The sequence below is a fragment of the Allobosea sp. Tri-44 genome (genome assembly GCF_004123845.1).
In the GTDB taxonomy this organism is placed as follows: domain Bacteria; phylum Pseudomonadota; class Alphaproteobacteria; order Rhizobiales; family Beijerinckiaceae; genus Allobosea.
In genome coordinates this window covers 298,569-320,163 of the sequence record NZ_NBDP01000003.1, presented here as the reverse complement: position 1 = coordinate 320,163, position 21,595 = coordinate 298,569, and the positions used below count along the sequence as shown (strand labels likewise).

At 65.0% G+C, this 21,595-nt stretch carries 20 protein-coding genes; 3 read left to right on the top strand and 17 right to left on the bottom strand.

Features of this window, described 5'->3' with window-relative positions; all coding sequences use genetic code 11:
- Positions 1–269: 269 nt before the first annotated feature.
- The 5 genes from B6S44_RS01580 to B6S44_RS01560 all read right to left on the bottom strand — a co-directional run bounded on the left by B6S44_RS01580 (position 270) and on the right by B6S44_RS01560 (position 6,167).
- Entirely contained in the window at positions 270–1,034 is a 765-nt protein-coding gene (locus B6S44_RS01580) for a competence/damage-inducible protein A (protein ID WP_129155042.1), read from the bottom strand.
- 127 nt (positions 1,035–1,161) lie between these two features.
- Entirely contained in the window at positions 1,162–2,013 is an 852-nt protein-coding gene (locus B6S44_RS01575) for an FkbM family methyltransferase (RefSeq protein WP_129155041.1), read from the bottom strand.
- 73 nt (positions 2,014–2,086) lie between these two features.
- Positions 2,087–2,833: a siderophore-iron reductase FhuF gene (fhuF, locus tag B6S44_RS01570; RefSeq protein ID WP_129155040.1), complete on the bottom strand. Its 747-nt coding sequence runs from the start codon at positions 2,831–2,833 to the stop codon at positions 2,087–2,089.
- Positions 2,830–4,056, bottom strand: coding sequence for an MFS transporter (locus B6S44_RS01565; RefSeq protein ID WP_129155039.1), 1,227 nt, complete (start codon positions 4,054–4,056; stop codon positions 2,830–2,832). The genes fhuF and B6S44_RS01565 overlap by 4 nt, the downstream gene beginning before the upstream one ends.
- An 8-nt stretch (positions 4,057–4,064) precedes the next feature.
- Complete coding sequence (locus tag B6S44_RS01560) at positions 4,065–6,167, bottom strand: TonB-dependent siderophore receptor (RefSeq protein WP_129155038.1); 2,103 nt, start codon at positions 6,165–6,167, stop codon at positions 4,065–4,067.
- Between the two features lie 299 nt (positions 6,168–6,466).
- Between B6S44_RS01560 and map the strand changes: the two genes are divergently transcribed.
- Together map and radC are read left to right on the top strand one after the other, a co-directional pair.
- Positions 6,467–7,288 (top strand): type I methionyl aminopeptidase, encoded by an 822-nt coding sequence (gene map, locus B6S44_RS01555; RefSeq protein ID WP_129155037.1) that lies wholly within the window; start codon positions 6,467–6,469, stop codon positions 7,286–7,288.
- Positions 7,285–8,013 (top strand): RadC family protein, encoded by a 729-nt coding sequence (gene radC, locus B6S44_RS01550; protein WP_129155036.1) that lies wholly within the window; start codon positions 7,285–7,287, stop codon positions 8,011–8,013. Before map ends, radC begins: the two co-directional genes overlap by 4 nt.
- Positions 8,014–8,571: 558 nt before the next feature.
- On the opposite strand, the gene B6S44_RS01545 is transcribed toward radC, so the two are convergent.
- From B6S44_RS01545 to B6S44_RS01490, 12 genes are all read right to left on the bottom strand, one after another.
- Positions 8,572–9,282, bottom strand: a complete 711-nt coding sequence (locus B6S44_RS01545; RefSeq protein ID WP_129155035.1) for an ABC transporter ATP-binding protein — start codon at positions 9,280–9,282, stop codon at positions 8,572–8,574.
- Positions 9,279–10,040 carry an ABC transporter ATP-binding protein gene (locus B6S44_RS01540; protein WP_129155034.1) on the bottom strand — a complete coding sequence of 254 codons (762 nt, stop codon included), beginning with the start codon at positions 10,038–10,040 and terminating at the stop codon, positions 9,279–9,281. The genes B6S44_RS01545 and B6S44_RS01540 overlap by 4 nt, the downstream gene beginning before the upstream one ends.
- Positions 10,033–11,064, bottom strand: coding sequence for a branched-chain amino acid ABC transporter permease (locus B6S44_RS01535; RefSeq protein WP_129155033.1), 1,032 nt, complete (start codon positions 11,062–11,064; stop codon positions 10,033–10,035). Before B6S44_RS01535 ends, B6S44_RS01540 begins: the two co-directional genes overlap by 8 nt.
- A 10-nt stretch (positions 11,065–11,074) precedes the next feature.
- Positions 11,075–11,941 carry a branched-chain amino acid ABC transporter permease gene (locus tag B6S44_RS01530; protein ID WP_129155032.1) on the bottom strand — a complete coding sequence of 289 codons (867 nt, stop codon included), beginning with the start codon at positions 11,939–11,941 and terminating at the stop codon, positions 11,075–11,077.
- An 83-nt stretch (positions 11,942–12,024) separates the two neighbouring features.
- Positions 12,025–13,239 carry an ABC transporter substrate-binding protein gene (locus B6S44_RS01525; protein ID WP_129155031.1) on the bottom strand — a complete coding sequence of 405 codons (1,215 nt, stop codon included), beginning with the start codon at positions 13,237–13,239 and terminating at the stop codon, positions 12,025–12,027.
- Between the two features lie 540 nt (positions 13,240–13,779).
- Complete coding sequence (gene benD / locus B6S44_RS01520; RefSeq protein ID WP_465246075.1) at positions 13,780–14,568, bottom strand: benzoate diol dehydrogenase BenD; 789 nt, start codon at positions 14,566–14,568, stop codon at positions 13,780–13,782.
- Positions 14,565–15,575, bottom strand: a complete 1,011-nt coding sequence (benC, locus tag B6S44_RS01515; RefSeq protein ID WP_129155030.1) for a benzoate 1,2-dioxygenase electron transfer component BenC — start codon at positions 15,573–15,575, stop codon at positions 14,565–14,567. The genes benD and benC overlap by 4 nt, the downstream gene beginning before the upstream one ends.
- 117 nt (positions 15,576–15,692) lie before the next feature.
- Entirely contained in the window at positions 15,693–16,217 is a 525-nt protein-coding gene (benB, locus tag B6S44_RS01510) for a benzoate 1,2-dioxygenase small subunit (RefSeq protein ID WP_129155029.1), read from the bottom strand.
- A 53-nt stretch (positions 16,218–16,270) separates the two neighbouring features.
- The gene (gene benA / locus B6S44_RS01505; RefSeq protein ID WP_129155028.1) at positions 16,271–17,647 is read right to left on the bottom strand and encodes a benzoate 1,2-dioxygenase large subunit; all 1,377 of its coding nucleotides are present in this window, start codon (positions 17,645–17,647) and stop codon (positions 16,271–16,273) included.
- Between the two features lie 75 nt (positions 17,648–17,722).
- Positions 17,723–18,652 (bottom strand): catechol 1,2-dioxygenase, encoded by a 930-nt coding sequence (gene catA / locus B6S44_RS01500; protein ID WP_129155027.1) that lies wholly within the window; start codon positions 18,650–18,652, stop codon positions 17,723–17,725.
- Positions 18,653–18,711: 59 nt separating this feature from the next.
- A complete protein-coding gene (catC, locus tag B6S44_RS01495; RefSeq protein WP_129155026.1) occupies positions 18,712–19,002 on the bottom strand; it encodes a muconolactone Delta-isomerase in 291 nt (96 codons plus the stop codon).
- Positions 19,003–19,006: 4 nt separating this feature from the next.
- On the bottom strand, positions 19,007–20,182 hold the full coding sequence (locus tag B6S44_RS01490) for a muconate/chloromuconate family cycloisomerase (RefSeq protein ID WP_282568161.1): 1,176 nt from the start codon (positions 20,180–20,182) through the stop codon (positions 19,007–19,009).
- Positions 20,183–20,293: 111 nt separating this feature from the next.
- Here B6S44_RS01490 and B6S44_RS01485 point away from each other — a divergent pair, with 111 nt between their 5' ends.
- Complete coding sequence (locus B6S44_RS01485; protein ID WP_129155025.1) at positions 20,294–21,208, top strand: LysR family transcriptional regulator; 915 nt, start codon at positions 20,294–20,296, stop codon at positions 21,206–21,208.
- Positions 21,209–21,595 lie beyond the last annotated feature (387 nt).

The window sequence follows — 21,595 nt, the reverse complement described above, 5'->3', positions numbered from 1 at the left end:
AGTTAAAAATCAAGATGACGTTAGGGCAATTCAAAAAACTGCCATAAATCAATCTTGCCCCATAAATTGAATACATTCAATAAATTTAAATGTATCCGCCATCATTAGCAGACTAAGTTTATGAAAACTCGTCACATCAAATAGAAATCCCTTGAATCATGCCCTAGAGATACTTACGAATTATTCTAAATTATCGCCCAATTAAACTTTGAACGGCGTTAGAAAGCTGAAAATTACAATCTAAGATTGCAAATATTATAATATGCATCCTATGCGCTAAGGCGCTTCCGCTCAGTTTCGACCATCGCCTGCACGGCCGACGTCGCCAGCATCAGCTTCTCCGGGTCGCGCGAGCGGATGACGATGTTGGTGTCCGGCCCGGTCTCGGACCAGAACGGATAGGAGCCGATCGAGCAGTCGGGATGGGCCTTGGCGATCTCGGCGAGCGGCGTGCCGATATCGCCTTCCTTCAGGCCGGCCCTCACCGTCTCCGACAGGATCTTGGCGCCGGTCTTCAACGTCGGCGCGACGACGTCGAGCATGGCCTGCATGATCGCCGGGACGCCGGCCATGACATGGACGTTGCCGATCCTGAAACCGGGCGCCTTCGACACCGAATTGGCGATCAGGTCCGCCCCGGCCGGAATCCGCGCCATCCGCATCCTGGCCTCGTTGAGTTGGTCCGCCGGGAACCGCTCCAGCAGCATGTCGACCGCACGCTGGTCATGGTCGATCGGCACGCCGAAGGCTGTGGCGACCGCGTCGGCCGTGATGTCGTCATGGGTCGGTCCGATGCCGCCGGTGGTGAAGACATAGGTGTAGCGCGAGCGCAGCGCGTTCAGCGCCGAGACGATCTCGTCGGTCAGGTCGGGCACGACCCGGACCTCGCGCAGCTCGACGCCGATATTGGTCAGGTATTCGGCGATATAGCCGATGTTCTTGTCCTTGGTCCGCCCGGACAGGATCTCATCGCCGATCACCAGGATTGCTGCGGTGATGACGGGCGGAAAGGCGGGAGAAGTCGATGCCGTCATGGGCTTATCCTGTGCTGTTCAGAACGCAGGGGCCGCCTCCCCGATCCGCGAGCGAGCTAAGCCGCTTGCGCGCGATTGCTCAAGCGGCGCGCCGGTCGGGGCCGCTATGCGCGCCTGGCGCGGCGTATCACGAGCGCGTGCGCTCGTAGACGAGGTTCAGCCGGGTCTGGGCGATGAGCTTGTAGCCCTTGCTCTCCAGTAGAGCCGGCAGGTCGCTCTGCCAGCGCCCGCGCGAATCCTCGACGATGATGAAGCCCGGCCAGAGCGCCTCCGGAGCATCGCGCAGGAAGGGTTCGAGGATCAGGTCCTCGGCGCCCTCGACATCGAGCTTGACCGCATCGAGCCGCTCATAGCCCTCGCCCTGCATCAGCGCGAACAACGTCGTCGCCGGCACGCGTACCGAGTTCGCATTGCTGGAACGCAGGATGCGCACGCTCGATTCGCCCTTGTTCGCAGGATCGAGGAACAGCGTCAGCTCGCCCGGCTTGTCGGCGAGCGCACAGGCGACAGCCTTGACCGTGCCGAACGGGTTCTGGGCGATGTTGTAGGTCAGCCGCGCGAAGATGTCGGGCTGCGGCTCAACCGCCAGGATGCGCGCGCCCCGGCCGGCGCGGGCCGCGACGAAAAGCGAATAGGCGCCGATATTCGCCCCGATATCGATGAAGCAGAAGCCGTCGCGTATGCGTGAGGCCAGGAGCTCACGCTCCCGCGCGTCGAAGTACTGCGGTGTGAACAGCACCCGCTTCTCGCAGACATTGCCCTCCGGATAGAGCCGCATCTGCGCGCCGAGCGCCTCGATGTCGACGGGCTGGCCTTTGAGCCGGTTGAGCCCGAGACGACGCAGCGCGAAGGCGAACTTGCGGCCGAGGAAGGAGCCGGAGGCGCAGCGCGTCCAGGCGATGATGCGGGCGATGCTGCCCCGCGGCGCGAAGGTGCCGAAGGGCTGGTCCTCGGCCGGTCTGATCTCGTTGAATGCCATCGGCGGGCTGATACACCCCTGGCGCAGCCTGCGCCAGCGGCTTGATCGACGCCGGCGCGGCAAGAGGCCTATGTCAGGCCGCATCGGTCGCCGCCGGAGCGCAGCCCGCATGCAACGGGCAAAGGCTGCCGCAATCTTCGACCCCGGCCAGCAGATAGCGCAGGCAGCAGAGCTTGCGACGCCTGACCGGCGCCCCCTGCTCGACGGGATAACGCACCGCCTCGAACATGGGATTGCGGCGCCCGACCGGCTCCAGCGGCCGCTCCAGTCGCAGGCGCGCCGCCGCCAGCGTCTGCGTATCGGCGAGCTCGGCTGGAAGCTGCTGCAGCGACCACTCGAAGATCGCTGCCGCATTGGCCCAGAGCAGCCGTGGTGACACCCGGAACTGCCCCGCCAAATGGCTGATCAGCGGCGCGACATGGCCGTCGAACAGGCGCGCGAAGGGGTCGCTGCCATCAACTCGCGACCCGCCTTCGTCGGAAATGACGATGGCGCTGGTCAGCCCGGCTTCCTGCGGCACGACCGCGATCCGGTCGAGCTCCAGCGGCAGATCGCGGTCGCATAGCAGGATCGCCACCGTCGCTGGAATGATCAGAGCGCCGAAATGCCATTGCGTCCACATCGAGACCAGCGCGCGCCGGTCGCTGTTCGGATAGAGCACGGCGAAACGCGCCATCAACCGATCAGCGGCGCCCGTAAGCAGGTCAGGTCCCGAGACGACCTCACGGCCCTCACCGGACAGTACGAGCTTGTCCGTGTACCAGGCCAGCGCCTCCGGAAAGCGGGCGGCGAAGGACGGCAGTGGCGCTGCCTGGCTCATCCGAGCGCCGCCTGCTCCTGGGCCGCTGGTGGCGCCGAGACCGCCGGCTCATTCAGAAACGCGACCAATGGCGCCGCAACCAGAGCGGCTCCGGCGGCGAGCGCGAAGCAGACGCCATAGCCGAAATGCTGGGCAATCCAGCCGGCGCCGATCCCGCCGGCCATGCTGACCAACCCGTCCATGCACTGCAGCAAGGTGAAGTCGACGCCGGCCTGGCGCGGATCGGACAGCGCCATGAAGCGCGCATAGAGCGCGACGAAGCCGAGCGCCATGATGCCGGAGGAGCTCGCCAGCGCCAGAGCAAGCACGACCGGCTGCGGCAGCCCGCGCCAGGCGGCGAAGGCGAGGCCCGCGAGCGAAGCTGCTTGCAGCACGAGCGCCAAAGCGAGCACGCTGCGTGCACCGAGCAGCCGCACCAGCGCCCCGCCGAGCAGCGCGCAAGCGAAACCGACCGCGAGGCCGCCGACGCCGTTGACGAGGCCGAGCGAGGCCAGATCGAGCCCGCTGTCGACCAGATAGGGCCCGAGCATCGCCACGCCCCATTTCTGCGCGAGAACGTAAATGGCGGCGAGGAGGAGACCGGAGCGCATCTCCGGCCGCCTCAGCGCCTCCTTCAGCGAGGGCTGGTGCGTGCGCCGTGTCGGAGCGACAGGAGCCGGCGAGAGCAGGAAGGGCAGCGCCAGCAACAGGAGCAGCCCGGCCATGGCGAAGGTGGCGAATTGCCAGTCGAGCCGTGCCACCAGCACGAGGAACAGACCGGAGCCGAGCGCCGAGCCGAGATAGGCGCCGCCGACCTGGGCAGCGTTGCCCCAGCCATGATGCGCCTGCGACAGTGTCTCGACCGCATGCCCGTCGCAGGCGATGTCGCCGGTAGAGGCGGAGAAGGCGATCAGCACGAAGACGGCGATCAGCGGAATGAAAGCGACCGGGCCGATCAGGCCGACGGCGATCAATCCCGCAGCGGAGATCAGCGTCGTCGCCAGCACGATCGTCCGCGAGCGCGCCGGGCCGGTATCGGGCAAACGGTAGCGCTCGATCGCCGGCGCCCACAAAAACTTCAGCGCCCAGGGCAGCACGGCGAGATAGGTCAGGCCGATCTGGTCGAGCGGCAGGCCGCGCTCGCGCAGCACGCTCGGCAGGGCAATGAAAGTCAGCCCGCCGATGATGCTCTGGCCGACATAAAGGCCCCCGATGGCAATGACGATCGCCGCCGGCGACAGCATGAGCGCCCTCACCAGCGATAGCGCAGGCTGGCGATGACCTTGCGTCCCTCGTCGAAATAGCAATAGCCGGCGGTGCAGGTCTGCTGGACCTCATTCAGAAGGTTGGTGGCGTTGACCTGCACGCGCATGCCCTTGAGCTGCGGGCTGAGATTTTCGAGGTCATAGCGGATCGAGCCGTCGACGAAGGTGCGCGCCTTGTTGTCGATCACCGGCCGGCCGAGATTGTCGCCGAGGCTGGAGCCGACATAACGCACGCCGCCGCCGATCCCGAGCCCACGCACCGGCCCATTCTGGACGGTATAGTCGAGCCAGAGCGAGGCCATGTGATAGGGAATGCTGGACAGCGGGTTGCCGACGGTCTCCGCGGTCAGCTTCTTGATGCGGGCGTCATTGTAGGAATAGGAGGCCTGAAGGCTGAGGCCGTTGGCCAGCGACGCGACGCCCTCGATTTCAAAGCCGCTCGAGCGCAGGTCGAGCTGGACCTGGCGGTTGAGGCCGTCGACGACCTCGTAGACCACGCCATTGTCCTGGCGGATGTTGAATAAGGCGGCGCGCAGCGAAGCGTTGTAGCCCGGCAGGTCGTATTTCACGCCGAGCTCGGCCTGCTTGCCGCTCGTCGGCTGGGCGACGCCACCGTTCAGCACGGTGCCGGGATTGGGCACGAAGGAGGTGCCGTAGCTGACATAGGGGGCGAGGCCGAACTCGGTGACGTAAGACAGCGCGGCCCGGCCTGTGAACTTGCCGTCGGCGCGCTTGCTCTCGGTCGGGACCGCGCCGGCGGCGCCCGCCTCGAACTTGCTGTCGACCCAATCATTGCGAACGCCGGCCGAGAGGCGCCAGCCGCCCCATTTCACCTGGTCCTGCAGATAGACGCCGGTCGTGGTCAGCGTCTGCTCGGTCCGCCACAGGAAGGCCGGGTTGTAGCCGAGCGGCACGCCGCCAAAGGCTTCCTTGCTCTTGTAGTGCAGCCGGCTGACATCGACGCCGGCAAGCAGGGTGTGCTCCACCGCCCCGGTCCGGACCTTCGCCTCCAGCGAGGTGTCGACCGAGAAACCTGCGGTGTTCTCGCGGGTCAGGCCGGGGTCGAAATAGACATATTGCTGGTTGTTGCCGAGCTGCTGGTAGCGCGCCCGCTGGCGCAGCGTGAAGACCTCGTCGAACTTGTGCTCGAACTCGTAGCCGATGCGGGCCTGCTGCTGGCGGAAATCATTGTAGCGCTTGTCGCCGACATAGACCTTGGTCGCGCCCAAAGTCTTGGACAGCACATTGCCCTGGCGATCGACATAAGGGCCGTACTGGTTGAGATAGGCCGCCGTGCCGCCCGTGGTCGAATCCATGTATTCGCCGAGCACGGTGAGCTTGGTCGCCTCGTTCGGCTTCCAGGTCAGCGCCGGCGCGATGAAGATGCGGTCGTCCTTGATCGCGCTGATGTCGCTCTTGGCGTCGCGGATGACGCCGGTCAGCCGGTAGAGCAGCGTCCCCTCCGCGTTTGCCGGGCCGGAGACATCGAAATTGAACTGCTTGCGGCCGAAGGAGCCGCCCTGGATCTCGATCTCGCGGAACGGCGTCTCAGTCGGCCGCTTCGAGATCAGGTCGACGATGCCGGCGCTGGTGCTGGCGCCATAGATCGCCGAGGCCGGGCCACGCAGCACGCTGATCGCTTCCAGCCCATAGGGCTCGAGCCGCATCAGCCCGTTCGGGCTGCCTATCTGGCGCAGGCCATCGCGGAAGACGGCGTTGTGGGTGACGTCGATGCCGCGGATGGTGAAGGCGTCGTAGCGCGGATCGAAACCATAGGTACCGATGCGCGCGCCCGGCGTATAGGCCAGCGCTTCCAAGAGGTTCTGCGGCTTGCGCTGCTCGAGCTGCGTCTGCGTCACCGTCGAGATCGACATCGGCGTCTCGAGCAGCGGCGTATCGGTCTTGCTGGCGCTGCGGCCGGAGGTGGCGACATAGCCGTTGGCGGTGAAGACACCCTTCTCACCGCTGCCCTGCCCTTCGACGACGATCGTATCGAGCTGGATCTGCCGACCATCGGCTCCCTGCGCCAGGGCGGCGACGGGAGCAAACAGAAGCGCGGACGAGCCCAGCAGGGCAAAGCGAATATTCACGGCACACGACTTTCGGTAAAAACGACGATCGCGGCCTAGCAACCAGGATTATTCAGGTCAATACATTACACTTTTGAATTATTACAGATAAACACATCGAGTTTATACTTCACATATCGAGAAATACGTTTTGACACAGCATTGTTGTTGCCCGCCGCTCCTGCCTTGGACAAATTGCGACGATCTCCCGCGCGACCGCCCAGATCCCACGCAGGCGACGCTGCCCACCCTGCCCGCGCATCTGCCTTGCACCGCTACCCAAACCCAATAGATAAGAAGATCAAGGAGCGGCCTCCGGAATGACCCTGAACGAATCGATCTCGCGCGCGCGGCGCGACCCCGCCATCAAGCTGCATGGGCCCGAGGCCTTCGCGGCGATGCGCAAGGCCGGCCAGCTCACCGCGCGCGGCCTCGACATGCTCGCCGGCGAGGTCAGGCCCGGCGTGACCACCCAGCGCCTCGACGACCTCGCCTTCCAGTTCGCCATGGACAACAGCGCCTATCCGGCGACGTTGTTCTATCGCGGCTACACCAAGTCGATCTGCACCTCGATCAACCATGTCGTCTGCCATGGCATCCCCGACGACAAGCCGATGCGCGAGGGCGACATCGTCAACATCGACTACACGCTGATCGTCGATGGCTGGCATGGCGATTCCAGCCGGATGTTCGGTGTCGGCGACATACCCCGCAAGGCCGAGCGTCTGGTCGAGATCACCTATGAGAGCCTGCTGCGCGGCATCCGCGCGGTGCGCCCCGGCGCGACGACCGGCGATATCGGCTTTGCCATCCAGCGCTATGCCGAGGGCGAGCGCTGCTCGGTCGTGCGCGATTTCTGCGGCCATGGCCTCGGCCAAGTCTTCCACGACGCACCCAACATCCTGCACTATGGCAGCCCCGGCGAAGGCGTCGAGCTCAAGCCCGGCATGCTCTTCACCATCGAGCCGATGATCAATCTCGGCAAGGCGAGCGTGAAGGTGCTCTCCGATGGCTGGACCGCGGTGACGCGCGACCGCTCGCTCTCGGCCCAGTTCGAGCATACGGTCGGCGTGACCGATACGGGCTGCGAGATCTTCACGCTCTCGCCAGCCGGCCTCGACAATCCGCTCGCCCGCACATGAAGACCAGCGGCAACGGCAAGTCAGCCCCGATTGCCGCTGCCCCTGACGACGCCCCGCCGCATCATCTTGGTCACCGCGACCGTTTGCGCCAGCGCTTCCTCGACGGCGGCGATGCCGCCCTGCCCGATTACGAACTGCTCGAGCTCCTGCTCTTCCGCTCGATCCCGCAGCGCGACGTGAAGCCGCTCGCCAAGCAATTGATCCAGCATTTCGGCTCCTTCGCCGAGGTGATCGGCGCGCCGCTCTCGCGCCTGACCGAGGTCAAGGGCATCGGCGAGAGCGTCGCGCTCGATCTGAAGATCGTCGAGGCGGCGCTGAAGCGCACGATGAAGGGCCAGGTCGCCAAGAAGCCGGTGCTCTCCTCCTGGTCGTCTGTGATCGACTATTGCCGCCTCGCCATGGCCTTCGCCGAACGCGAGCAGTTCCGCATCCTCTTCCTCGACAAGAAGAACGCGCTGATCGCCGACGAGGTGCAGCAGACCGGCACGGTCGATCACACCCCGGTCTATCCGCGCGAGGTGATGCGCCGGGCGCTGGAGCTCTCCGCGACCGCGCTGATCCTGGTCCACAACCATCCCTCGGGCGACCCGACGCCGTCAGGCGCCGACATGAGGATGACGCGCGAACTGGTTGATATCGCCAAGCCTTTGGGCATCACCATCCACGACCACATCATCGTCGGCCGCGACGGCCATGCCAGCTTCAAGGGGCTGGGCCTGATCTGACCGTCCGGCGTCTCCTCATTGCGACCACCGCTTCGCTGCGGATGAAGCTGAGCCTTACCGCCATCTCGGATCAAGAGAGAACCGCCGAGCGTAGGATCCCAGCGTAGAAAAACAGGGAATAGCGCAGCCGCGTGGCAGCTTGTTTGCGCTCGTCACAATTCAATACAGAGTATTGTATTGTGCTTCAGCACCGAAGCGAACAAGGCGGCTCACCGGCTGCCTCGCGGCTACATCTTCGTCTCGGTAAACAACCGCCTTTTGCCGGATGCCGATCCGATCGAATAGGCGGATGACGTCGCTGAGGTCCGACCAGCGCACCCGAATCTCACAAGCCATAACGGCGCACTGCCGAGACCTCTGGTTGGGTGTCTGGGCGACACCAGAAATCGTGTCCGCCGCGCCAGCTATCGCTGGCGGGAGATACGCCATGGATTCCTTCGCTTCACTCAAAATGAACTGCTTTCCGTAAGCGGACTCTGTGATTAGCGAGTCGATGACGGTTCGGGTGCGTTCTTCGATCGCCGGGTGGCAGCCCTGGGGGCTCGGGCGCGTGCGCCGTCAGATGCCCAGATTCCGTTCCAGAATGGCAGGATCGGCCAGAAGGTCGCCAGGGCTACCGTCGAAGGCGATTTCGCCCTTCGCCATGATCACCATGCGGTCGGCGACCTTGGCGAGGGCGCGGAAGTCCTTGTCGACCACGATCGTCGCGATGCCTTCCGAGCGGATCACGCCGAGCGTCCGCCAGATTTCCTGCGCGATCAGCGGGGCCAGCCCTTCTGTCGCCTCGTCGAGCAGGATGAGGTCGGGATTGGTCATCAGGGCGCGCCCGATCGAGAGCATCTGCTGCTCGCCGCCCGAGAGCTGGTGCCCGCCATTGCCACGCCGTTGATGCAGGCGCGGGAAGGCCTCGAAGACGCGCTCGATCGTCCAGCGCCGGGAGCCGGAGACGCCGGCGCGCGCCGCCATCAGCAGATTCTCGACCACCGAGAGCGAGCCGAAGACGCCGCGCCCTTCCGGCACATAGGCCATGCCCTTGCCGGCGATGTCTTCCGGCCTCGCGCCGCAGGTGTCGGATCCCGCGAAGCTGATCTGCCCGCGCCGATCGGCCAGGAGCCCGACGATCGACTTCAGCAGGGTCGTCTTGCCCATGCCGTTGCGCCCGATCAGGGCGATCTGCTCGCCGGGCCTGACCACGAGGTCGACCCCGTGCAGGACCTGGCTGGCACCGTAGAAGCTCCTCAGGTCCGAAACGGACAACAGCGCGTTCATGCCGCCGCTCCATGATCGTGGCCGAGATAGGCGGAACGGACGGCCGGATGGTTGCGGACATGCCCGGGCGAACCGGCCGCGATCACCGCGCCGTCCGCCATGACCGTCAGCCGGTCCGCCAGCGCGAAGACGGCGTCCATGTCGTGCTCCACCAGCAGGATGGCGCGCCCGAACTTCAGGCGGCCGATCAGCGCGATCATGCTGGAGGCCTCGGCTTGGCCCATCCCCGCGAGCGGCTCGTCGAGAAGGATGAGCTTCGGCTCCGTCGCGAGCACCATGGCGATTTCGAGCTGCCGCTGCTCGCCATGGCTCATCAGCTTCGCGATAGTGCTGGCGCGGCGCGCGAGGCCGACCTCGGCGATCGCGCTATCGGCGCGAGCGTTGACGTTGCTGTCTCTGACGACGCTGCCGAATAGCCGCAGCGCCTGGCCGCCATGCGCCTGGGCAGCGAGGCGCACATTCTCGAACACGGTGGAATTCTGGAAGATCGTCGTCTTCTGGTAGGAGCGGCCGAGGCCAGCGCGGGCGCGCCGATCCGGCGCGAGATTGGTGATGTCGCGCTCGCCGAGCATCACGGCACCGGCGCTGACGGAGACGTCCCCGGAGAGCAGGTTGATGAGCGTCGACTTGCCCGCGCCATTGGGGCCGATGACGGCGTGGACCTCGTCGCGATGGACGTCGATCGAGACGCCCGACACAGCCTTCAGACCGCCATAGCGCTTTTCCAGCGCCGTCGCCTTGAGCAGGATCTCAGACATGGCTGCGCGCCTCTCCGGCCGGCGCGGGGACGGGTTCGGCGACGTCGGCGCCAAGGTCGGGCACCTGCGAGGATCCTGTCTGGAGCATGGCAGCAAGCTGCTGCAGCCCGCCCGGCAGCGCGAAGACCAGCCCGATGATGATGAGGCCCTTGATCAGCTTCCAATGCTCGAAGGAGGATTTCAGCACCTCCTCCAGACCGATCAGGGCGAGCGCGCCGACGAGCGGACCCAGGATCGAGCTCATGCCGCCGAGCACGACCATGACCAGCATCGTCGCGCTGAGATGCCAGCCGAGCAGCTGCGGCGCGACGAAGCCGAACTGCGCCGCCGAGAAATAGCCGGCGAGACCCGCGATCATCGCCGAGATCACGAAGGCGGCGAGGCGAAGGCGGAAGACGGGAAAGCCCAGCGAGAGCGCCCGGCGCTCGTTATCCCGCGCGGCGACCAGCGCATGGCCGAACGGCGAGCGGACGAGCCCCCGGATCAGCAGCGCCGTGCCGACGAGGCAGGCCAGCGCGACGTAAAAGAAGGTATTCGACTTCTCCAGATCGAGCAGGGCCGAGCCGGCGATCGCGATCTCTGGCTTGAAATAGATATACATGCCATCCGAACCGCCGCCGATCCTGGTGTCGTGGAAGAGGTAGAAGAGCATCTCGCCGAAGGCGAGCGTGACCATGATGAAGTAGATGCCGCGCGTGCGTAGCGACAGCGCGCCGATGATCGCGGCGACCGCCGCGACGGTCAGAAGCGCGACCGGCAGGGACAGCCAGAGCGAGGCGCCGCCGCTGTCCGGCGTCAGGAAGCCCAGCATGTAGCCGGCAAGCCCGAAGAAGGCGCCATGGCACAGGCTGACCAGCCCGCCGAAGCCGACGATCAGGTTCAGCGAGAGCGCCAGCATCCCCATCAGCATCGCCTTCGAGGCAAACTGGACGTAGTAGCCCGGCGCGATCACCGGCAGCGCCAGCGCCAAGGCCAAAGCGGCGGCGATGGCGATCATGGTCACGGGTGTTGCGGATCGGATCATTGCAGCCTCCTCACGCCTTGCCGAGCAAGCCGTTCGGCCGCCAGAGCAACACGCCGGCCATCAGCACATAGATCAGGATCGATGAGACCTGCGGGAAGAAGACCTTGCCGAAGGTGTCGGTGAGGCCGATCAGCAGCGCGCCGATCGCCGCGCCGGTGACGGAGCCGATGCCGCCCAGAACGACCACTACGAAGGAGAGGATCAGCATGCCGTCGCCCATGCCGGGGAAGACGGTGGAGATCGGCGCGACGAGAATCCCACCAAGGCCGGCGAGCGCGATCCCGCCGGCGAAGACATAGCGATTGACCAGATCGAACGGGATACCGAGGCAACGTGTCATGTCGCGATTCTCGGCGCCGGCTCGGATGATCATGCCGAGCCGCGTGCGCTGGATGACGTAGAAAATCGCCACCGCCAGCACGAGGCACACCAGGCAGAGCGCGATCCGGTAGACCGGATAGGACAACACCTCGGTGAGCTGGATCGAGCCCTGCAGCCAGGAGGGCGGCGCGACCGAGTGAACGTCCTTGCCGAACAGGATCTGGCGGAGCTCGTCGATCACGAGGATCAGCCCGAAGCTCAGCAGCACCTGGGCGAGATGGTCGCGCCCGATCATGCGTTTGACGAAGACCTCTTCGAGCGCGACGCCGAGCGCGAACGAGATCGCCAGCGCTCCGACCAGCGCCAGCGCGAAGCTGCCGGTATAGGACGCGATTGCCCAGGCGAGATAGGCGCCGAGCATGTAGAACGCGCCGTGGGCGAGGTTGATGACGCCGAGGATGCCGAAGACCAGCGTCAGGCCGCTCGCCACGAGAAACAGCACAAGGCCGTACTGGACGCCATTCAGAAGCTGAACGGCGAAGGTTATCGCATCCATGGCGATGCTCCTTGGGGAAAAAAAGTCGGAGGGCGCGCGTGCGGGAGGTTCAGCGCGCGCCCTCCCCCGGTTGGCGGCGGCACTCAGCTCTGAGCGCGGCAGCCGCGCGCCGGATCGCTCACAGCCTGACCGGCGACCGAGACGAGCTCGTTGCGGCCGTTGCGGACCTCGCGCAGATAGACGTTCTGGACGGGATTGTTCGCCTTGCTGAAGCTCAGAGGGCCGCGCGGGCTGTCAAATTTAGCCGCCTGCATGGCCGCGGCGACCTGCGCTCGTGCGCCCCAATCTCCCTTCGTGGCGGAAAGTCCCGCCGCCATCAGCGCAGCCGCATCGAAACCCTGCACCGCATAGATATCGCCGTCCTGCCCGGTCTTCGCCTTGAAGGCGGTCAGGAAGGATTTGTTTGCGGCGTTGTCGAGATTGTCGGCGTAATGCAGCGTCGTCTTGATGCCGTTGGCAGCCTCGCCCTGTGCCGGGATCGTGCCATCGGTCAGGAAGCCCGCGCCATAGAGCGGAACGGACTTGTTGAGGCCGGCCGCGGCATAGTCCTTGACGAACTTCACGGCGCCGCCGCCCGCGAAGAAGGCGAAGACGGCGTCGGGCTTCAGCGTCGCGATGCGGGTGATCAGGGCCTGGAACTCGACCTCCGGGAAGGGCAGCGCCAGCTCCTCGACGACCTTGCCGCCGGCCTTGGTGAAGCCCTCGGCGAAGGCGCCGACCATCTGTTGGCCGGCAGCGTAGCGCCAGGTGATCGTCACCACGTTGCGCCGGCCCTCGTCGAACATCACCTTGCCCATCGGCTCGCAGACCTGCCAGTTCGAGAACGAGGTCCGGAAGATATTGGGCGCGCAGAGGGGGCCGGTGGCCTCGTTCACGCCGGCATTGGGGATGATCAGCATGGTGTTGGTGTCGCGGGCAACCTTGACCATCGCCATGGCGACGCCGGAATGCACGGTTCCGACCACGACATCGACCTTCTCGCGGCCGACGAGGCGATTCATGTTGTCGGTCGCGCTCTCGGGCTTGGATTCGTCGTCGACCTGGACGAACTGGATCGGACGGCCGCCGAGCGAGCCGCCCTGCTGCTCGACATAGAGGCGGAAGCCGTCATCGATGAATTTGCCAAGCTTCGCGAAGGTGCCCGAATAGGGCAGCATGAAGCCGACCTTGAGCGGCGCGGGCTGCGCGATCGCCGGCGTCGGAAACCGGAACGCGGCGCCGGCAGCCAGGGCACCGGCCGACCCCATCAGGAAGCGACGGCGATCAAGCGGGCGCGACGAAACGATCGATTGCGACATGAAACTCTCCTCCAGCGACTGTTGCGCGTTTTTCGCCACCGGGAGGGGCGTCCGGCATGACCGGCGCTCCTCGTGCGGCAAGCGTTTCTTCCCGACCGTCACGCTAGGGAGGCCCACTCGGTAAGGACAGGATCGATTGAGTGTATTTTGATACCTTGCGGGTATAGCCGCTTCGCCAACTCCGCAAAGGCCCTGCGCCTGCCGGATGTTGGAGCAGGCGTCAGGTTGTATTTATGGCGCATAAGTATCGTCAGGCAGCTTGCTTGAAGGCTGATGTCCGGGGTCGTCCCGGGCGACCACAGAGAGACTCGGGATCCATGCCTGACCCCATGTCGGGAAGGTTCCGGCATGGATCCCGGATCGGCGCGGCTTCGCCGCTTGTCCGGGATGGCCCGTCCCTCGATTCAATCTGAATGCACTATGCTCTGTGCGTGAAAGATCGACGCCGCCTCTGCGGGCGCGCCGGACGCCGTATAGGCTTGGCAGCCGGGCTCCCCGGCACCGGAGTCCGTGATCGCGATAGCCTCATGACGGCGCTCTTCAGCCCTGGTCGCCGCCGCCGACCGGCAGCACCGTGCCGGTGATGTAGGAAGCGGCGTCCGAGGCGAGGAACAGGATGGCCGCCGACATCTCGCGCAGCAGCCCGTAGCGTTTCATGTGGCTGGATTCGACGGTCTGGTCGACGACCTCCTGAACCCAGGCCTTGTCCTGCGCGCCCTGCGTCTCGGTGTTGCGCGGCACCTGGCGCGGCGGCGCGGTCGTGCCGCCCGGCGCGACCGCATTGACCCGGATATTTTTGGTTCCGAGTTCGAAGGCCAGCGCCGCGGTCAGCCCGTTGACCCCGCCCTTTGCGGCCGAATAGGGCACGCGGTTGACGCCCTTGGTCGCGATTGATGAGACGTTGACGATGGCGCCGCGCCCCTGTTCGAGCATATGGGGCAGCACGGCCCGGCAGCCCCAGAGCGTCGTGAAGAGCGAGCGCTGAATTTCCGCGACGATCTGCTTCTCGTCGAAATGCTGGAAGGGTTTCATCCAGATCGCGCCGCCGACATTGGTAACGAGGACGTCGATCGCGCGATAGGTCCGGCTGGCCGCCGCCATGACCTCGACATTGGCGTCCCAACTCTCGAGATCGGCGACGATGCCGATCGCCTCGCCGCCGCCGTCGCGGATCTCGCTCGCGACCTGCTCGACGAGAGGCGAGCGGTCGACGAGCGTCAGCCTGGCGCCCTCGGCCGCCGCCTCGATCGCGACCTGCCGGCCGATGCCCTGGGCGGCGCCGGTCACGACCATGCTCTTGCGGGAAAACCGCATGGCCGGGGCCATCATTTGCCCTCCGACGGCGAGAACTTCTCGAAATGGAAGCTCTTCGGCACGACGCCGCGCTCCGCAAGATGCGTGCGGACGGCATCGACCATCGGCGGCGGACCGCAGAGATAGAGGTCGACATCGCCGCCATGCAGCACGGCGTCCGGCATATGGTTCGTGACATAGCCCTTGCGGTCGTGGCCGCTCGCAGGATCGGCCACGATCGTCGAATAGGTGAAGCCGGCGATCTGCGCCGCGAAGGCCGTCAGCTTGTCGGTCTCGACGAGATCGGCGTCGCTGGTGACGCCGTAGATCATGTGGATCGGCTGGTCGCTGCCGATGTTCTTCAACTCGTCGAGCATGGCGAGGAACGGCGCGAGCCCGGTGCCGCCGGCCAGGAACAGCAGCGGCCGCTTGACCTCGCGCAGATAGAAGCTGCCGACCGGCCCGGTGATGGTGAGGCCGTCGCCCGGCGCAGCGCGCTTTGCGAGATAGCTCGACATCAGCCCACCGGGAATATTGCGGACGAGAAACTCGACCGCCCCGTCCCGCGACATCGAGGAGAAGGAATAGGATCGCGTCTGGGTCGTGCCCGGGACGGAGACGTTGACATATTGGCCGGGCAGGTAGGACAGCGGCTCGCCCGCGACCGCGAGAGAAAAACCGATCGTCGACAGGGAGAGCTGGCGGATCTCGGCGACTGTCGCCGGCAGCGACGACGGCTTGACCTTGCAGAGCGAAGACGAGGCCGGGATGTTGATGACGCAGTCCGATTGCGCCTTCATCTGACAGGTCAGGACATAGCCCTGCTCGGCCTCCTCATCGGTCATCGCGTCGTCGATAAAGCTGCCGAGCGTGTAGCGGCCGGATTCGCAATGGCATTTGCAGGTGCCGCAGGCGCCGTCGCGGCAATCCATCGGGATATTGAGGCCCAGGCGATAAGCGGCGTCGGCGACGAGCTCGTCCGGGCGCGCCTCGATGAAGCGGGTGACCCCATCCTCGAAATTCAAGGCGATGCGATGCGTCATGATCGTCCTCCAGCAGCGGCTCCGCCGGTCCATCGACCCGTGACGCGCTGCCTCCATAGACCCGCGCAAAGGCGTCCGCCCTGAAGGCGTAGCGCCCCGGCCGCCCGGGGATTGTGGTCAGATATGATAGATATCCACCACGTGGTGGATGTAGTCGTTCTTCAGAACGACCTTCTTGGCCGTGATCTTGAACCCGTCACCGGATGTGTCGAGCGTGTAGTAGGACGTGCCGAAATAGCTATCGGTCGTCTTGTAGCGGAAGCTCAGATTCAGCCAGTTGAACCGGATCTCCGCATGGCCTTCGCCCTGTTCGACGATCTCGACATTCGAGATGTTGTGCGAGGTGCGCGGCTCCGGCAGCGAGGTCGCGCTCGAGCGCTCGGTCCTGATGCGGAAGACGCGATCCTCGAGCCCTTGCTTCGAGCCGTAGTAGATCAGGGAGATCTCCTTCTGCGGATCCTCGGTCAGCGTGTCGTCATCGTCCCAGGCCGGCATGTGGAACGTCGCCTGCGGCGCGTAACAGGCGAGCCAGGTGTCCCAGTCGCGATCATCAAGCGCACGCGCCTCGGCATAGAGGAAGGCCTGGACCTCCTCGATCGTCACGACCCTGGTCTTGGCGACGGTCTTCAGCATGGCGGACATGGCGATCCTCCCTTGTCGTTTTTCTTGGATAAGCGGGCCGCGGCGTCAGGGCCTCACTCGGCCGCCTGCCGCAAACCGGCTTCGGCTTCCTTGCGCAGCGCGGCGACCAGCGCGTCCTTCCAGTAGCGATGCTGGACCACGAACAAGCCCTCATCCTCGGTCTTGGCGCCCGATAGCAGGGGTTCGAGACCGATGACCTGCGCATCGGCGTCTGCGCCTTCGATCCAATGGGTGGCGCCGCGCGAGAGGTCGTTCCAGACCGCGCTCCGGGCGCCGTAGCCGATCTGGCAGGAGCGGAATTCCTCGAGATCGTCCGGCGTCGCCATGCCGGAGGCGTTGAAGAAGTCCTCGTATTGCCGGATGCGATGGGCGCGCGCTTCGGCGCTCTCGCCCTTGGGCGCGATGCAGTAGATCGTCACCTCGGTCTTGTCGACCGAGATCGGCCGGTACATCCGGATCTGCGACGAGAACTGGTCCATCAGATAGACGTTCGGATAGAGGCAGAGATTGCGGCTCTTCTCGATCATCCAGTCGGCACGCGGCGCGCCGAACTGCTCGACCAGCGAGGCCCGGCGCTCATAGAGCGGGCGATCCTCCGGGTTCGACCAGTTGGTCCAGAGCAGGAGGTGGCCGTTCTCGAAGGAGTAGAAGCCGCCGCCCTTCTTGGCCCAGCCGCCGGCGTCCATGGCGCGGACATCGTCCTTGCCCGCGGCAGCGGCGACCGCCGCCTTGCGCTGATTGGTGGTGGCGGCGTAGTTCCAGTGCACGGAGGAGACGTGATAGCCGTCCGCGCCGTTCTCGGTCTGCAGCTTCCAGTTGCCGTCATAGATATAGGAGGAGGAGCCGCGCAGGACCTCGAGCCCGTCCGGCGACTGGTCGACGATCAGGTCGATGATCTTGGCGGCTTCGCCGAGATGCTCCGGCAGCGGCTTCACATCCGGGTTCAGGCTGCCGAACAGAAAGCCGCGATAGTTGTCGAAGCGGGCGAGCCTGGTGAGATCATGCGAGCCGTTCTTGTTGAAGGTCTCGGGATAGCCGGCTCCGTCGGGATCCTTCGCCTTCAGCAGCTTGCCGGTATTGTTGAAGGTCCAGCCATGGAACGGGCAGGTATAGGTCGACTTGTTGCCGCGCTTGTGCCGGCAGATCATGGCGCCGCGATGCGAGCAGGCGTTCAGGAAGGCGTGCAACTGGCCCTGGCGATCCCGGCTGATCACGATCGGCTGCCGGCCGATAAAGCTGGTCAGGTAGTCGTTGTTGTTCGCGATCTGGCTCTCATGAGCGAGATAGACCCAGTTGCCCTCCCAGATATGCTTCATCTCCAGCTCGAACAGCTCGGGATCGGTGAAGATGTCGCGCCGGCAGCGAAAGCTGCCCGTCTCACGATTATCCTCGACGGAGGATTCCAGTCGGGTGATCACGGCATCCAGCATGGTTCCAACTCCCCGTCTTGATCTTGTTGCAGCAAGGCCGCGTCGCTGGCGCGACCTTGCCGTTCTCGATTTCGCTCAGGCGGCGACGGCGTGCTCGCGGCGCACGATGGTGCTCGGTGCGCCGGCCTGCTCGCGGGTCATCTTGAAGTCGAATTCGATGCGGGCGAACGGCTTGTTGAGCCCGGCCTTGTGAATCTCGGCCGCATTGGTGACACGCTCGACCGGCGGGATGAGATCGTCGCGCGTGCCGAAGGCGAAATCGTCGTGGAGATACTTGTCGCCGTCGATGTTGATCTGCGTCGTCAACTGCCGGTAGCCATCGGCGGTGACGAAGAAATGGATGTGGGCCGGGCGCTGGCCATGGCGGCCCATCATCGCCAGGAGCTTCTCGGTGTTGGAGCCCGGCGGGCAGCCATAGCCGGAGGGCATGATCGAGCGGAAGCGGTAGCGGCCCTCGGCGTCGGTCTCGATCCGGCGGCGCAGATTGTAGGGCGACTGCGGCGGCCCGAAGAACGAATAGAAGCCGAAGGAATTGGCGTGCCAGACATCGACGATTGCGCCGGGAACCGGGCGGCCCTTGGTGTCGAACACCTGCCCTTCCATAAACAGGATCTCGCCGTCGTCGGTGCCGTCGTCGAGACGCGCCTCGTGCTTGCACAGCGGCGCGTCGGAGATATAGAGCGGCCCCTCGATCGTGCGGGCCGTGCCGCCGTCGAGACCGGCCAGGCGCTCGGCCTCGTCAAGGCGAAGATCAAGGAAATGCTCCAGCGCGATGCCTGGCACGACGAGGCCGAGCTCGTTCGCCTTGGCCGCCTCTCCCAGATAGCCGACGCCGGCCCAGAACTCGTCCATCGAGACGTCGAGTTCGTCAATGACCTGCATCAGTCGATAGAGCAGCCGGTTCACGACCTCCTTGACGCGCGGATCGCCGCCGGGTTGGTCGAGGCCGGCCGCCTTCGCGGCGAGCGCCTTCATGTCGGTCTTCGAGATCAGATTGGCAGGCATGGCGTTTCCCTCGTGTTGAAGCGGCCATCTTTGGCGGCCGGCTTGAATGGGTAGAACGGCTAGCGGTCATCCTCGCGGATCGAGGAGGGATGGCGGCAGAGCGGGGTCACGCTGATCGCCATGAAGGGGAAGAGCGGCAGCGTCGACAAGATCTGGTGAAGCTCCTCGGCGCCCGAGACGTCGAAAACGCTGACATTGGCGTAGCGGCCGGCGACGCGCCAGAGATGGCGCCAGGCGCCGGACGCCTGCAATTCGTGGGCGCGCTCGCGCTCGGTCTTCTTTAACGCGTCGGCCTTCTCCGCGGGCATGTCATGCGGCAGCCGAACCTCCATCTCGACATGGAACAGCATCCCGTCAGCTCCCCGTCTTCAGCACGAGATGGACCGAGCGTTCGGCACGGTCACGGCGGAAGCGCGCGATGCGCGCCTCGTCGAGCGCGATGCCGAGGCCCGGCCCGGTGGGAACGCCGAGACTGAATTCGCTGTAGTCCAGCGGCTCCTCGAGGATTTCCTCGGTCAGCAGCAGCGGCCCGAACAGCTCGGTGCCCCATTCCAGCTTTGCGATCGTCGAGAAGAGCTGGGCAGACGCGATCGTCCCGACCGCGCCCTCCAGCATCGTGCCGCCATAAAGGCCGATCCCGGCGGCTTCGGCGATCGCCGCCACCTTGGCGCCGGCGTAGAGTCCGCCCGACTGCTCGATCTTCAGGGCAAACACGTCCGCGGCGGCGAGCGAGGCGATCTGGAACGCCGTCTCGGGGCCGTTCAGCGCCTCGTCGGCCATGATCGCGACCGAGGTCTCGCGCGCCAAGCGCGCCATCCCCTTGAGGTTCTTCAGCGCGATCGGCTGCTCGATCAGATCGACGCCGGCGTCGGCCAGCATCGGCAGGCAAGCCGAGGCGGTCGTCTCGCTCCAGGCCTGATTGATGTCGACGCGGACACTGGCGCGGCCGCCCAAGGCCTGCTTGATCGCTGCCACATGGGCGATGTCCTCGCGCGGATCGCCACGGCCGATCTTGAGCTTGAAGATGTTGTGCCGGCGCCGCTCGAGCATCTGCTCCGCTTCGGCGATATCGCGGCTGGTGTCGCCGCTCGCCAGCGTCCAGGCGACGGGCAAACGGCCATGGAAGCGCCCGCCGAGAAGCTCCGAAACCGCCAGGCCGGTGCGCTTGCCCAAGGCATCGAGCAGGGCAGTCTCAACCGCGCTCTTGGCGAAATTGTTGCCCTGAATGGCCTTGGCAATCGCAGCCATCGTCAAGCCGATGCGATTGGGGTCGCTCTGCAGCAGGATCGGCGTGAAATAGGTGTCGATCGCGAGCTTCATGCCCTCCGGACTCTCGGGTCCGTAGGCGAGCCCGCCGATGGTCGTCCCCTCGCCGACGCCGACGATGCCGTCGGAGGTACCGATCCTGACGATCATCAGGGTCTGGCCCTGCATCGTCGTCATCGACAGCTGGTGCGGACGAATGGTCGGAAGATCGACCAGAAACGTCTCGACCTGCTCTATCCGGGTGGCTGCAATCGTCAAGGTCACGGCCCTTGCTGAGATGGACCGACGATAGAATTCGCCCCGCTTGCTGCACAGGATTGATTGTGTCTATTTTCATACCCAGGAGGTATCGACGGCCTCGCCGGGGAAACGAGCATGGAGCTGCGCCATCTGCGCTACTTCACCACCGTCGCGGCGGAAGGCTCGTTCAGCCGCGCCGCAGAAAAGCTCAATATCGCCCAGCCGCCGCTGAGCCGTCAGGTCCAGCAGCTCGAGGAGGAACTGGGCGTCAGATTACTGGACCGGGGCCGCCCGATCACCCTGACCGAACCGGGTCGATACCTTTTCGAGCAAAGTCGCCAGATCCTGCAGCGGATCGACGAGATGCGCGCGATGACGCAGCGGATCTCCAAAGGCATGGTTTTGCAGTTCAATATCGGCTTCGTCGCCTCGACGCTCTACGACGCGCTGCCCGAGTTGATCCGGCGCTTCCGCATCATCGCGCCGGGAGCGGAAGTGCAACTGGTCGAGCTGACCACAATGGAGCAGGTCGCTGCGCTCAAGGACGGCCGCATCGATGTCGGCTTCGGCCGCCTGCGTTTCGACGACGAGCGGATCACGCGCCGGGTCATTCGCGAGGAAACACTGTGCCTCGCCGTCCCGCTCGGCCACAAGCTGGCGGCCAGCGAGGGCAAGATTAGGCTCAGGCAGACCGCCGGCGAGCCGCTGATCCTCTACCCGAAAACGCCGCGGCCGAGCTATGCCGATCAGGTCCTGTCATTCTATCGCGATGCCGGTGTCGAGCCGACCATCGGCATGGAGGCGAAGGAGGTGCAGACGGCGCTCGGCCTGGTGGCCTCGGGTGGCGGAGTCTGCCTCGTTCCGGCCTCGGTAAGACGCCTCGGCCGCGACGATATCCGTTACATCGATCTCGATGAACCACGCATGATGACGCCGATCATCATGAGCCACCGCAAGAACGACAATTCCGCTCTGCTCGCGGCGCTGACCAAGCTGGTGCGCGAATTCGATGAGTGGAACCAGTCGGTCAAGAACAAGAACGACACGTAACACCTTGGCGCCGGCCAAGCAGTAAATCTCGCTGCCGGGCGCACGATGTTGATTTCTGGTTCAATGCCCGGACGAGCTGATTATGCGGTCTGGGTATCAATATAGATTCAAAAAATTGTGTTGCTCGACGCGAGTGTCTTCTAACGTAGCTGCCAGAAATGTGCTCTCGACGAGGTCCGAAATCCGGTGTCATGTCGGGCGTCCCGGCCAGGACAGAGGTGTCAGGCCCAACCAGACTTCCTCATCGAGCTTGCTGCATAGCAGAGGCGCCCTCACGGATCCTCGAACGCCATCTCGGCATCTCGCCACGGTGCAAGGCAAGCAGGCCCGCCAGAAAAATCGCCTTCAGGGCCCATAGTGGGATCGAGACGCCGGGCCCGCTCTTCA

Coding starts and splice junctions, on each gene's coding strand:
- B6S44_RS01540 (WP_129155034.1), bottom strand. CDS start 10,040: ATGTCTGAGATCCTGCTCAAGGCGACGGCGCTGGAAAAGCGCTATGGC.
- B6S44_RS01575 (WP_129155041.1), bottom strand. CDS start 2,013: ATGGCATTCAACGAGATCAGACCGGCCGAGGACCAGCCCTTCGGCACC.
- B6S44_RS01485 (WP_129155025.1), top strand. CDS start 20,294: ATGGAGCTGCGCCATCTGCGCTACTTCACCACCGTCGCGGCGGAAGGC.
- benB (WP_129155029.1), bottom strand. CDS start 16,217: ATGTCCGCCATGCTGAAGACCGTCGCCAAGACCAGGGTCGTGACGATC.
- map (WP_129155037.1), top strand. CDS start 6,467: ATGACCCTGAACGAATCGATCTCGCGCGCGCGGCGCGACCCCGCCATC.
- B6S44_RS01535 (WP_129155033.1), bottom strand. CDS start 11,064: ATGATCCGATCCGCAACACCCGTGACCATGATCGCCATCGCCGCCGCT.
- B6S44_RS01545 (WP_129155035.1), bottom strand. CDS start 9,282: ATGAACGCGCTGTTGTCCGTTTCGGACCTGAGGAGCTTCTACGGTGCC.
- fhuF (WP_129155040.1), bottom strand. CDS start 2,833: ATGAGCCAGGCAGCGCCACTGCCGTCCTTCGCCGCCCGCTTTCCGGAG.
- catA (WP_129155027.1), bottom strand. CDS start 18,652: ATGCCTGCCAATCTGATCTCGAAGACCGACATGAAGGCGCTCGCCGCG.
- benA (WP_129155028.1), bottom strand. CDS start 17,647: ATGCTGGATGCCGTGATCACCCGACTGGAATCCTCCGTCGAGGATAAT.
- benC (WP_129155030.1), bottom strand. CDS start 15,575: ATGACGCATCGCATCGCCTTGAATTTCGAGGATGGGGTCACCCGCTTC.
- B6S44_RS01580 (WP_129155042.1), bottom strand. CDS start 1,034: ATGACGGCATCGACTTCTCCCGCCTTTCCGCCCGTCATCACCGCAGCA.
- B6S44_RS01530 (WP_129155032.1), bottom strand. CDS start 11,941: ATGGATGCGATAACCTTCGCCGTTCAGCTTCTGAATGGCGTCCAGTAC.
- radC (WP_129155036.1), top strand. CDS start 7,285: ATGAAGACCAGCGGCAACGGCAAGTCAGCCCCGATTGCCGCTGCCCCT.
- catC (WP_129155026.1), bottom strand. CDS start 19,002: ATGCTGTTCCATGTCGAGATGGAGGTTCGGCTGCCGCATGACATGCCC.
- B6S44_RS01565 (WP_129155039.1), bottom strand. CDS start 4,056: ATGCTGTCGCCGGCGGCGATCGTCATTGCCATCGGGGGCCTTTATGTC.
- benD (WP_465246075.1), bottom strand. CDS start 14,568: ATGATGGCCCCGGCCATGCGGTTTTCCCGCAAGAGCATGGTCGTGACC.
- B6S44_RS01525 (WP_129155031.1), bottom strand. CDS start 13,239: ATGTCGCAATCGATCGTTTCGTCGCGCCCGCTTGATCGCCGTCGCTTC.